Here is a 12,279-nt window from a genome sequence, read left to right on the forward strand (position 1 = left end):
GTGATAGAACAACTTCTACCGTATTATGAAAAAGAATTACAAGAATTCGGTCAGCAATCCAGAGAGTTCGCACAGAAGTATCCCAAGATTGCGCAACGCCTATCACTAAATCAAGAACAAATCGATGATCCTCATATTGAGCGATTAATCCAAGCCTTTTCATTGATCGCTGCACGTATCGATAAAAAACTTGCGGATAGTTACGATGTCTTTACCCATTCCTTATTTGAGGTAATGTTTCCTCAGTATTTGAGACATTTCCCTGCATGTACCGTGGTTAGCTTTGAAGATATTAATAAAGTTAAGCAGCTAACTGAGGTGCATCGAATTCCGCAAAAAACAGCATTGCGTTCACGTAGTTTTAAAGGCGTGCAATGTGAATTTAATACCACCAATGAGGTTCGATTATTACCTCTTGCTTTAACTGGGTTGGATTTTCAAACCTCGCCTAGTACGCATATGCATTTGAACCAAAATGCGACTTTAAGCATGAAGTTTGAAATCTTTAATGATGCGCATTGGGTGCTAGAAGAAAAGTTACCAATTTATTTGGACGCGATTTCGAATTTTCCATTACAAGTTCTGGATAGTATTTTTAAAAAAGAAACGGCTTTTGCTGTTCGTATTGGGCAACGTAGCGTAGAAATTGCCAATCCATTTGCTGTAATGGGGTTCAGTGAACCAGAAAGTTTATTGCCCGTAGATCAGCATACGCATCATGCTTATCGTTTATTGATGGAATATTTTTGTTTTCCAGAGAAGTTTAATTATCTTAATTTGGACTTGAGTGTACTTAAGGGAATGCTACGTGAACATGAGCAGAGCTTTGAAATCCTCATCCACCTAAAATTAAATTTGAATGATCAAGCCGTTGTCCGTAATTATTCTGAATTGAATATTGCCAATTTTAAATTATTTACTACACCTGCAATTAATTTATTTGAAAAACAAGCAGAACCACAAAAAATAACTCATACACAATTACAATATCCGTTGATCACAGATGCGCATCATCCTGAGTTATATCAAGTGTATTCTGTGATTGAAATGAATATGGTGCGTGAAAAGACCAATCAGGAACAAAGCTATCTTCCTGTATTGCCTTTTTTTGCTATGAGCCATTATCAGAATGATAAAGTTCAGTTCTTCTATTCTTTAAATTATCAATCATCTGCAACCCAAGCGATGCAGATAGGGTATTCGATTGTTTCTAAACATCTTAAACCCTATGAAATAAAATCTGATTTTATTAGTACTAAATTGCTGTGTTCAAATGGTGACTTACCACACGAAGCTTTAGGACAAAGCAACAATATTTTAAATTTGAATGATAGCAGCTTAGCGAGACGTGCTTTAATTCTTAAACGTCCGACATCACCTTTTGAATTTGATAAGAATAAAAATGAACAGTGGCGGATCATTTCACATTTATCTTTAAATACCTTGGCTTTAATGAAAGGGGATGCCTTAAGCCATGTGAAAGAATTATTGGCTTTGTATAACTTACCGCATTCGAAAGAAAATATTTTATTGATCGATGCATTGAAGACTTTAAGTTTTTCAACAGCTAACAAGTTAGTCAATGCCAAGCCATTTCCCATGTTTGTTCGAGGCGTGAAAGTAGAGCTAAGTATAAACAGCAGCGTGTTCCGTGGGCACAGTCTATATATTTTTAGTCAATTATTAAGCCATATTTTTAATCTTAAAGTACAGATCAATAGCTTTGTCGATGTCATTGTCAAAGATAGTAGCAATCAGCAGGAGATATACCAATGCGTTCAGAACGTTGGTGGCAAGATGCTTCTGTAGTTGATCAGCTTTTTCAGCAAGCAGGCTCTTTTGAGTTTATTCAATCAGCGCGATTATTGCGTCATGTGCCTCATACCTCTTTGCCAAAAGATTGGTCAGAGGATTTTAAGTTTGAGACGTCATTCAGTTTAAGCTTTCCAGCAACTGAGATTGAAGCACTGAGCTATCAAGATGAACGTATTTATCTCACCAATTTGGTGGTGGGATTGACAGGTACACAAGGTGCGTTGCCTTATACTTATACCAATAAGTTGAAACAAAGTCCGAGACAACAGCGCCAAGAAGTTAAACAGTTTCTTGGTCTATTCAATCATACGTTGACGGCAAAATATGTAGATGCAAGTTTGGTCTACAATTTGCCAATCCGTTATGAAATTGAATCAGAAAATCATTATCTGAATATTCTGCATGCTTTAAATGGTTATATCCGCTCACAACATGAACAACAGGATTTAGAAGAATATTTTGCAGAATTTTCAGGGTTGATGCAGGGGCAAAACAATACAGCTCATGCATTAAAAACGGTATTAGCCTGTGTGTTTAATGAGCAGGTGCATATTCAGGAATTCGTGAAAGAAACATTTAAGCTGGGGGATGAGCAAAAAACCAGTTTGGGTGGAAGTACGCCAAGTTTATTGGGGGTAAATACGTTTTGTGGTGATACGGTACAACAGATTGATGGGAAAATTGAAATCCAAATTGGTCCATTAAAGCGAGCACAGTATTTAGCTTTTTTACCAGAGCAACCTTTAAATAAAAAACTCAAACATTTAATTCAGACATGGTGTAGCCCAACTTTATTTATTGATGTGCGTTTAATACTTGATAAAAGCGAGATTGGGCCAACGAGTTTAAATTCGACACACGAAAATGGTCTTGGACAAGGGGCATTTCTTATGCCATCTGAGCAATTACAACATAACACCGAAACTCGTTATGCATTATTAGGGGCAGCATAATGATTAAGAAATTTTTACTGCTCTTTTTAAGTTGTTTCTTTATCGTCAGTTTTGTTGTGATTTATTTCTGGCGCGATACTCAATTTCAACCTGATGCTAACGATCTGCTTCACTATTTTGTTTTTTTACCATTGTTGATTAGCACGGTACTTATTTCGCCGTGGTTGATTTATCATTTATATCAGAGGCATAAAGAAAAAAAGCAGCAAGCTTTGACTGCTGAGCAAAGTGAAGAGCATGAGTTGACTGAAGTGACTGATGCGCTGGAAAGCACATGGTTAACCCTTAATCTTTATGCAGCGGGTGCTTATAGTGCACTTGGGGAAAATGATGCAATTCTTGATGGGATTAAATCTCTTGCGAGTCCTCAGTTAGATTCTAAATTATCGGATGCAATTGGATTGCCCGTTTTGTCCTATCGTATTGAAGATTTAGATCAAGTATTGAGTCAGGATGTCTCAGAAGAGATGCAATTTATCACGACTCAACAGCAGCGAATCATGGCATTGATCCAGCATCAGCTTCAATCTCACCAATCACTTTTATCGTCTGTCGCTGATCATTTAAAGCAATCTAGTCTGTTCTATGAAAGTCAGAATTTGCATGAATATCGTATGCATCCTGCATGGATTGACCCTACGCATTCAGAGGGTGACGAAACAGAAATGAAACCCGTTGAACGGGTTTATCGTTTAGATAAGTTAAATTTGCATATTTTACTGTCTGAGGACGTGATTCATACGTGGAATGATTTGAGTAGTAATGAAATCATTCAGGCATTTTTTTATGGTTTAGGAATCATTCCCCAGAAATTCCATATCGAGTATCACTTTGTTAGTGGGACATCCGTTGTTCAGCAAACGGTTGAGTTATTTGAACGTATTCAGAAACAACCAAATGAACTGAGCTTAATTATCACAGCGGATTCCGAAATCGATCAAGATATCTTGGATGAGCGCCTGTTAGGGGAAAAAACTTATATACCAGCTGAGTTTGTGAGTAGTTGTTGCGTTGCACATCCCGCCGTACAAATAGAGCAGTTGCAACCTTTGAAAACATTAAAGCTTGTATTAAATCAAAATAATTTAAATCAAATTTTTGAAGAGCTAAATATCCATGATTTACCGCAATACGACAATGAAGAGCCTTTTGTTCTGCTGCTCGAAGATGGAGAAAACGTTAAAGTGGTCAAAAAGCTTGAACAATTCTTTGCTCAAACTCCAATAGAACCGCATCACTATCTTTATTGCAAACCGATGTTCGGTGAGACTAAAAACCTTTCAAAAATCTTTGGATTAATGTTGGGTGCTCAGTTTCCAGATCCTCAGGTTGCCTTTATTTATGGCCAAGATTTAAAAGCATTTATTCAAACTTTTCCTGAACTTCCGATGGAACAGGAAAGTGTAGCACTTGCTGATTGATTAACTTTTTTAAGAATTCGAGAACTCAATGTACATCATTTTAGGTTATCTGTGGCAGTACATCACCAATCCTAAAGCAATCATTGCCTTGTCCTTGCTTGTTGCTCTGATTTCGTCATATTCAGTTATTCCGCGCCACATTTTTTTCGCCTTGGTCGCAGCTTATGTGCTTGGTTTAATTATCTATGGCATTTATTGGTTAATCCAGAGAAGACGCCATGCTGCACAGGGTGAAGAATTAGCCAATGCCATTGAACAAAATACGAGTGCTGAGCAAGCTCAACAGAAAGATAAAGCTGAACTACAGTTGATTCAGCAGCAAATGAAAGAGTCAATTCAATTGATTCGCAAGTCAAAGCTTGGCGACAAAAAGGGCAATGCTGCGTTGTATGAGTTGCCGTGGTATATGGTTATTGGTAATCCTGCGGCAGGAAAAAGCTCTGCGATTTATAATTCTGGCTTGAAGTTCCCGTTTGAAGAAACGCATCAAAAAATGGTGTCTGCAGGCTTAAGCGGCACACGTAACTGTGATTGGTTCTTCTCAACAGAGGGGATTTTATTAGATACAGCTGGACGTTATTCAGTTTATTCAGAAGATCATTCTGAATGGTTGGGTTTTCTTAACATTTTAAAGAAAAATCGTTCCAAAGCACCGATTAATGGTTTGATTGTCATTGTCAGTATTGCGGAGTTAGTCAGCCAAAGCCCAGAAAATTCATTAAAATTAGCCAAGAATTTACGCGCACGTATTCAAGATTTAACGGAAAAACTTGAGGTTGTGGTGCCGGTTTACTTGGTCTTCTCGAAAATGGATTTGATCGCAGGTTTTACTGAGTTTTTCGATTGCTATGAATCACAGGAATATAATCAAGCTTGGGGTGCAACGTTACCTTATGATCAAAGTTCATCGCACAATGCCGTAGAATTATTTGAAAAACATTACAGCATTTTGTATGACGGTCTAAAAAGTGTTAGTACAACTCATTTAAGTCGTCGTCATTCTCAAAATATTTCACCAAGTGTCATGACTTTCCCCTTGGAGTTTAAGACATTAAAACCTGCATTAAAGAGCTTCATTAGCACGTTATTTGAAGAAAATCCTTACCAGTTCCAACCAGTATTCCGTGGTTTCTATTTTACCAGTGCATTACAAGAAGGCGTAATTGAAAGCCCTATGACGGAAAATATTGCCCAAGAATTTCAATTGGAGCAAATTCCAAATAGTAACCAAGAAGGGACATCACACTCTGTTGCACCAAATCATGGTTATTTCCTACAAGGTCTTTTTTCCAACGTCATTTTGCGCGACAAAGATTTAGTCAAGCAACATATCAATCCTGCGAAAAAACGTCAGCGTTATATTGCATTTATCGGGGCTTTGGTGGGGGTTTCTTTAGTACTAGGCGTTTGGGTTTGGTCATATCGAAATAATCAGCAGTTAATTGCAGATGTTCAAGCAGATTTAGATAAAGTTGTACATTTAGAAAAAGCATCGGGACAACAATTGTCGACGCAGCTTGAATCCTTGTTAATTTTACAAGAACGTTTACAGCAGTTGGATGAGTTCGCTGATAATCGACCACTCAAATTTAGTTTTGGCTTGTATCAGGGCAATCAACTTCGTGAAAGCTTAAAAACTGAATATCTAAAAGGTATTCAGCAGATTGTATTGACACCAACCCAACAGAATATTGCTCAATATTTGCAACGCGTGAAAGGTAATGAAGCAACGTTAAAAGAAAATCACGTCAATGTTGAAATTAAACAAGTCGCAAGAACTCAACAATACTTAGAGCCATCGGATAGTAATCCACAAGATGCTTATAACGCACTGAAAGCCTATTTGATGATGAGTAATCCTGAGTATATGGATAGTAGTCATCTAAGTGATCAGGTTTCACGTTTCTGGAGATCTTGGTTAGATGCCAATCGTGGACAGATGCCTCGTGGTGAGATGATTCAAGATGCGGAAAAAATCCTTTCCTATGCAATGACTTTAGCGAATCAAAGTGGTTTCCCAGTATTGGAAACTGATGCTCAAGTTGTTGATCAAACGCGTCAAGTTCTATTGTCTGTGATTCGCGGTATGCCAGCACGTGATCGTGTTTATAACGAAATCAAAATGCGTGCAGCTGTTCGTTATCCAGCTGTTACTGTTGGGCAAATCGTCGGTGAGCAAAATCGAAATATCGTTTTAGGCAGTTATGCATTACCGGGTGTATTTACGCAAAAAGCTTGGGATGAGTATGTTGAGCATGCGATTGATGATGCAGCGAATAAACCAACAGATAGTAAAGACTGGGTGTTAAATAGTCGCCAATCGGATGACCTAACTTTCTCTGGTAGTCCAGAGCAGATACGTAAGCAATTGGTTGCCTTGTATAAGCAAGAATATGTCGCGGAATGGAAGAAATTCCTGAACGGGATTTACTATGCCAAAGCTGATAAGTTTGATCAGCAAGTGAAGCATATTGATGTATTAGGTGAGCCACAAAACTCGCCGATCCGTGTTTTATTGCAACGTATTGCAGTTGAAACCAACTGGGATAATCCAATTGTGCAAGCGGAACTCGCCATTCCAGAAAAAGGTTTCATTGCTTGGTTTAAGCGCAAAGTTTTGAAGAGTTCTGATGATCAACGCACCATTCAAGCCATGAATAATGCTCAAGGTGCGATCTCACAAGAGTACCAAATGTTCTATCAGTTGGTACGCAAACGTGATGATTTACAAAACAAATCCTTGTTTGATGAATATATGAATAATCTTGCGCAAGTGCGTAGTAAGTTCAATGATCTGAAAACAGCTGGAGAAATTGGACCAAGTGCTATGGCATTGGTAAAACAAACCATTACTGATCAAACATCTGTGTTTAATATCACACAGAAATATGTTGATGAGAAAATGATGGTGGGTATGAAAGAAGCTGACCAACAAGTGGCGCAGAAATTATTAATGAGTCCGTTGACGCAGGCCTTCTCAAGTTTGATTTTACCAACACAAGATGAGTTAAATAAGTTGTGGGGTATCCAAGCCTATCAACCATTCCAAGCAAATCTTAGTCAGAAATACCCATTTAATAGCAGTGTAACTTTACAAGCTACCAGTAACGAAATTGGTCAAATTTTTGGGGAAACAGGCAGTATTTCTCGCTTTGTCAAAGAGGCTTTAGATCCATTTGTGATTCGTCGTGGCTATGTTTTGACGTCTAAAACTTGGAAAGATTTGGGTATTAGTTTAAACCCACAGTTTGTGATGGCATTCCAACAGTATGTTGCACCGATTAATGGTATGGCAACAGGCAGCTTAGATCAGCCTGCGGCTGCGCCAGCATCGAATCAATCTAACTTCCAATTTTATCCATTACAAAACCCTCAATTCTTGTCATATACCATTGATATTGATGGGCAACGTATGGTCTATGAAAACGGAATCCAGCAATGGGTGAACTTTGTATGGCCGAATAAAGGTGCGATACCAGGTGCGCGAATCACGGCGGTTGATTTAGAAGGGCAAACACATACTATTTTCGATGAGCCGGGTGAATATGGTATTAACCGTTTAATCGATGCTGCACAACGTAAAGAACAAAATGGTAGCTTTGAAATGGTTTGGAAGAGCAAAGCTGATCCATCATTATCATTAAAAGTGAACTTTAGATTAATTAGTGGCAATAGCTCAGGCAATATTGGTTCGAGTCGAGGCTACGCAGGTCTACAACTGGTCGATAAGGTTGTGACTGAAAAAGCGGTTCGAGTCGTTTCTGCTCAAGCTACACCAACAAATGCACAACCAGCAGCAACCCCGCCATCTCAAGGAGGCGCACGTTGATGATTAGGAATATCTTGCAAGACTTGAGGGAGGGCGTATGCAACACTTAAGAACAACACCGTTGTATTATGGAAAGACGCCAGCCCGAGGGGATTTTATTAAATCTAAAGGGCAATATGCTTTAATCCAAGTGCTGGATCAGTGGATTACAGAGGCTTTAGAACATGCCATGTTGTCACCTGATTTTAAGCAACGTTATGAAGCTCTGCCTGCACTGGATTTTTTTATTGGCAATCCCTCAGAATCGATGTTTTTGGCTGCAAACTTGATTGCGAGTCAAGACAGCTCTGGTCGACCATTTCCAATGGTGTTGAGCCAACTCTTAGAGGTCGACCAGCCTTATCAAAATTTATTGCTTGCACCGTATTACTATAAGTCAGTATTGGTCGATTTATTTCAACGTAATCGTGTGTTGCGTAGTATCCGTGATACCACGATTATGTTGGATAAACTGAATAATTTACCTAATACCGTACAGTTATTTACAGCATCTGAATGTAATGCCTTTTATGAAAATCATACGCTGCACTCTTTTGCACAGTTGATGAAAATTAGCGTTTATACGCTCGCGCAAAGTATGATTGGTTTAGGACTTTTATTACAACCGATCTTAAAAAATGGTACCAGTCGATTAAATAAAGTACTCATTTTGCCGATTAATAATCATATGTATTGTTATGAAATTGCTGCATTCTGGGTCGGGATGATCGGTCGATTCTTACAGAAAAGCAATACAGAGCTTTTGATTGGTATTTTGCATCGTGAAGAGCCGATTTTATTTATAGGCTTTCAAGGGGCAGATATCATGGCATTAAGTGATTTGTTTACCCAAAACATGCAAAGTGAACATTGGGTTTCGCTTATTCAAGCAGAATGGATCGATGCCTATCTTGAGCAAAATGCAGGTCTTGCAACTTTGGAACAATCTTTGTGTCAGCGTCAGCTCAGTCTGAACCAAGGCTTAAAACTTTTCCGACAAACTTTTTTAGATGAATAAATATGAGAAATAACCGTAAAGTTCTACTAAGTACGTTCATCATGGCTTGTTGTGGTTTGGTGCAGAGCCATACGGTATTGGCTGCGCCGATAGTTGTTGAGGGTGTGGTTCCAAACGAATCCAGTAAACAAGCAATCTTAGTTAAGATGCAATCTGTATATGGGGCAGATCAAGTTGTAGACAAGATTCAGGTCCGTCCTGTTTCTGCTCCAAATGGGTGGAGTGATTCTGTAACTCGTGTTATTACACCTGACCTTAAGAAAGTGAAGCAGGGGCAATTACGTGTTCGCGGTACGCAGATTGAGCTTACAGGAAAAATGAGCAATCCAAATGAAATTCAGCCGACGGCTTCGAATTTTCAGTCTTTGGTTCAGCAACCGTATCGTTTCAATGCTCAACTTTCGGTCAATCTAGCTGAGCAAAAAGTGATTGATGATGCATTAAAAGATCGTATCATTGAATTTGAGTCTGGTAGTGCGATTCTGACTGAGACGGGTAAACGTATTTTGGATGAAATGGCAGTTGCCTTAAATAAAGTGGGTGGAAAACAAGTCAAAATCATTGGACATACAGATAGTTCAGGCGATGCCAGTCGAAATGTGATCTTGAGTAAAGAACGTGCTGTCGCAGTGCAGGATTATTTAGTCTCGAAGAATATTGCAACCGATCGTTTGAGTACTGAAGGTAAGGGTTCGAGTGAGCCGATTGCAGACAATGCGACGGCTGATGGTCGTCGTAAAAATCGTCGTATCGAGTTTGAAGTGCTTTAATTTTTTAACAATATAAGAGGGATGCGATTATGGCAACACCCTATATCGTACTAGGTTGCCCAACCACAGGTGGTGGAAAGGTGATCTCGGGTAACAGTGGTTTTTTGATCGAAGGTATTGCGATTGCATGTGTTGGAGATAAGGCCACTTGTCCAAAGCATCAGACTGTTGCAACGATTATAAGTGGCGACCCTTGTATGTTAGTAATGGGTAAAGCCGCGGCAAGAGTGAATGATAGTTTGTCGTGTGGATGTAAACTGTTGCCAAAACAAAATTTAGCTGTAAAGGGCTAGTGTTATTTTGAGAGCTCCTTCATGGAGATTCAAATACAGAAAACTGGCTAATTTTTGCTTTTGGTGTATCTTTACTGGGCGGTATGTTTTAAAAATATATCGAAGCAGAGGAAGATAAGAATGCGGGTAAAGATCAAAGCAATATGTATAGCTGTAGTGGTGGCAAGTGGTGGAGTGTTTACTCCACAAGTTTTTGCCAAGAGTACCGTGACTGTATATGCTGCTGCCAGTTTGACTGATGTGATCAATGAATTAACCCAAGACTATCAACAAAATAATAAAGTTAAAATCAAGAATTCATATGCAGGTTCTTCAACTTTAGCTAAACAGATTGAAGCTGGGGCGCCAGCTGATATTTTTATATTAGCAGATCAAGAGTGGATGAATTATCTACAAAATAAAAAGTGGGTCAAAATACAAGATCGTGTGAATCTGCTTGAAAACCGTTTAGTGGTGATTCGCCCTAAAAATCAGCCCCTCACTTTAAAAATGGAAAAAAACTTCGATCCAACGCTAAATCACAAAGGTCGATGGTGTACTGGAAATAATCAAAGTGTGCCCGTTGGTCGATATGCAAAACAGGCTTTGGTATCACTGAATTGGTGGAACAAAGTTGAACCGCATATTGTGGAAACCGAAGATGTTCGTGCAGCGCTTAATTTTGTTGCGCGTGGAGAGTGTCGAGCAGGTATTGTTTATGCAACAGATGCGGCGATCAGTCGAAATGTCGAGATTGCAGGCGTATTTCCAAAAAATAGTCATACTCCCATTATTTATCCAATAGGTTTACTGAAAAATAATCCTGAGTCCATGAAATTCTATCAATTTCTACGCAGTGATCGTGCAGCTTTGGTCTTCAGAAAATATGGTTTTAGTGTTCTTGTACCATGATGATACTTAGTCCCGAAGAAATCGAGATTTTAAAATTATCCTGTAAGGTGGCGGCAACTTGTCTCATCTTTAGTTTAGTCCCTGCAACTATTATGGCATGGATACTTGCTCGCAAAGAGTTTTGGGGAAAGTCCTTATTAGAGACTTTGGTCTTTTTACCTTTGGTATTACCGCCTGTTGTACCAGGCTATTTACTTTTACAGTTGTTTGGCAATCGTGGTTTTTTTGGACAATATCTGGCACCTTTTGGAATTGAATTTGCATTTAATTGGAAAGGGGCTGTACTCGCATCTGCGGTGATGGGTTTTCCACTATTGGTTCAGTCAATTCGTTTAGCGATCGAATTGGTTGATCAGCGTTTAGAAATGGCTGCCAAAACCTTAGGTGCTTCTTCTTTTGGTGCTTTTATGCAGGTGACTTTGCCATTGGCAAGTAGTGGGATTCTGGTAGGGAGCATTTTGTGTTTTTGTCGAAGTCTAGGTGAGTTTGGCGCAACCATTACCTTTGTGGGGAATATTGCAGGAGAAACCCGGACTTTACCATTGGCCATGTATAGTTTGATGCAACAACCTGACACTGAAGCTGCGCTGTGGCGACTCATTATTTTGTCATTATCGGTGGCATTTTTTGCTTTATGGTTTGCGCAATGGTTCAATCGGTATCAGAAAAATAAGCGTGGTTATTCGATATGATCGATTGTCAGTTACATGTTCAACAGGGGCAGTTTGTTTTAAACCAAACTTTCCAATCTGATCAGTCTGTAATTGGTTTATTTGGTGCTTCAGGATCGGGAAAAACGACTATTTTGCACAGTATTGCGGGATTGATTACTCCGCAAACAGGTTGGATTAAAATCCAAGATCAACTGTGGTTTGATCAATCTCAACGAATTAACTGGAGCACCCAACAACGTCGTGTAGGTTTGGTTTTTCAGGATGCCCAGCTTTTCCCGCATAAAACAGTGATGCAGAATTTAGTGTTTGGATTTAAGCATATTCAGCCACAACAACGCCGATTCGAAGTGGACTACATCGTAGAATTACTCAAACTAGATCATTTACTGCATCGAATGCCGATTAAACTTTCAGGAGGGGAAAAGCAACGTGTGGCATTAGGTCGTGCATTGCTTTACTCGCCAAAATTGTTGTTATTGGATGAGCCTTTATCTGCCTTGGATGCAGCTCATAAAGCTGAAATTATTCCTTTTTTTCAGCAGGTGATACAGGAGATTAAGATACCGATGCTCTATGTCAGTCATGATAAATCTGAAATAGAGCAACTCACTGATGTAATTTGGTATTTATAACAAA

10 protein-coding genes are annotated in these 12,279 nt (G+C 39.1%); all 10 read left to right on the forward strand.

Annotation, left to right across the window (positions count from 1 at the left end):
- Positions 1-1,809, forward strand: coding sequence for a type VI secretion system baseplate subunit TssF (tssF, locus tag DS737_RS04485; RefSeq protein ID WP_113996894.1), 1,809 nt, complete (start codon positions 1-3; stop codon positions 1,807-1,809).
- Positions 1,773-2,768 (forward strand): type VI secretion system baseplate subunit TssG, encoded by a 996-nt coding sequence (gene tssG / locus DS737_RS04490; RefSeq protein ID WP_113996895.1) that lies wholly within the window; start codon positions 1,773-1,775, stop codon positions 2,766-2,768. Before tssF ends, tssG begins: the two co-directional genes overlap by 37 nt.
- On the forward strand, positions 2,768-4,189 hold the full coding sequence (locus tag DS737_RS04495) for a hypothetical protein (protein ID WP_113996896.1): 1,422 nt from the start codon (positions 2,768-2,770) through the stop codon (positions 4,187-4,189). The genes tssG and DS737_RS04495 overlap by 1 nt, the downstream gene beginning before the upstream one ends.
- 28 nt (positions 4,190-4,217) lie before the next feature.
- A complete protein-coding gene (tssM, locus tag DS737_RS04500; protein ID WP_113996897.1) occupies positions 4,218-8,018 on the forward strand; it encodes a type VI secretion system membrane subunit TssM in 3,801 nt (1,266 codons plus the stop codon).
- Between the two features lie 37 nt (positions 8,019-8,055).
- Entirely contained in the window at positions 8,056-9,015 is a 960-nt protein-coding gene (gene tagF / locus DS737_RS04505; RefSeq protein ID WP_004640243.1) for a type VI secretion system-associated protein TagF, read from the forward strand.
- Positions 9,016-9,056: 41 nt separating this feature from the next.
- Complete coding sequence (locus DS737_RS04510; protein ID WP_406741480.1) at positions 9,057-9,785, forward strand: OmpA family protein; 729 nt, start codon at positions 9,057-9,059, stop codon at positions 9,783-9,785.
- Between the two features lie 29 nt (positions 9,786-9,814).
- A complete protein-coding gene (locus DS737_RS04515) occupies positions 9,815-10,078 on the forward strand; it encodes a PAAR domain-containing protein (RefSeq protein WP_113996899.1) in 264 nt (87 codons plus the stop codon).
- Positions 10,079-10,198: 120 nt separating this feature from the next.
- The gene (modA, locus tag DS737_RS04520; protein ID WP_113996900.1) at positions 10,199-10,969 is read left to right on the forward strand and encodes a molybdate ABC transporter substrate-binding protein; all 771 of its coding nucleotides are present in this window, start codon (positions 10,199-10,201) and stop codon (positions 10,967-10,969) included.
- The gene (gene modB / locus DS737_RS04525; RefSeq protein ID WP_004640234.1) at positions 10,966-11,661 is read left to right on the forward strand and encodes a molybdate ABC transporter permease subunit; all 696 of its coding nucleotides are present in this window, start codon (positions 10,966-10,968) and stop codon (positions 11,659-11,661) included. Before modA ends, modB begins: the two co-directional genes overlap by 4 nt.
- Positions 11,658-12,275: an ATP-binding cassette domain-containing protein gene (locus DS737_RS04530; RefSeq protein ID WP_113996901.1), complete on the forward strand. Its 618-nt coding sequence runs from the start codon at positions 11,658-11,660 to the stop codon at positions 12,273-12,275. Before modB ends, DS737_RS04530 begins: the two co-directional genes overlap by 4 nt.
- Positions 12,276-12,279 lie beyond the last annotated feature (4 nt).

Source organism: Acinetobacter haemolyticus (assembly GCF_003323815.1).
Classification (GTDB): Bacteria; Pseudomonadota; Gammaproteobacteria; order Pseudomonadales; family Moraxellaceae; genus Acinetobacter; species Acinetobacter haemolyticus.

Coding starts and splice junctions, on each gene's coding strand:
- modB (WP_004640234.1), top strand. CDS start 10,966: ATGATGATACTTAGTCCCGAAGAAATCGAGATTTTAAAATTATCCTGT.
- tssM (WP_113996897.1), top strand. CDS start 4,218: ATGTACATCATTTTAGGTTATCTGTGGCAGTACATCACCAATCCTAAA.
- DS737_RS04495 (WP_113996896.1), top strand. CDS start 2,768: ATGATTAAGAAATTTTTACTGCTCTTTTTAAGTTGTTTCTTTATCGTC.
- DS737_RS04510 (WP_406741480.1), top strand. CDS start 9,057: ATGGCTTGTTGTGGTTTGGTGCAGAGCCATACGGTATTGGCTGCGCCG.
- DS737_RS04515 (WP_113996899.1), top strand. CDS start 9,815: ATGGCAACACCCTATATCGTACTAGGTTGCCCAACCACAGGTGGTGGA.
- DS737_RS04530 (WP_113996901.1), top strand. CDS start 11,658: ATGATCGATTGTCAGTTACATGTTCAACAGGGGCAGTTTGTTTTAAAC.
- tssG (WP_113996895.1), top strand. CDS start 1,773: ATGCGTTCAGAACGTTGGTGGCAAGATGCTTCTGTAGTTGATCAGCTT.
- tagF (WP_004640243.1), top strand. CDS start 8,056: ATGCAACACTTAAGAACAACACCGTTGTATTATGGAAAGACGCCAGCC.
- modA (WP_113996900.1), top strand. CDS start 10,199: ATGCGGGTAAAGATCAAAGCAATATGTATAGCTGTAGTGGTGGCAAGT.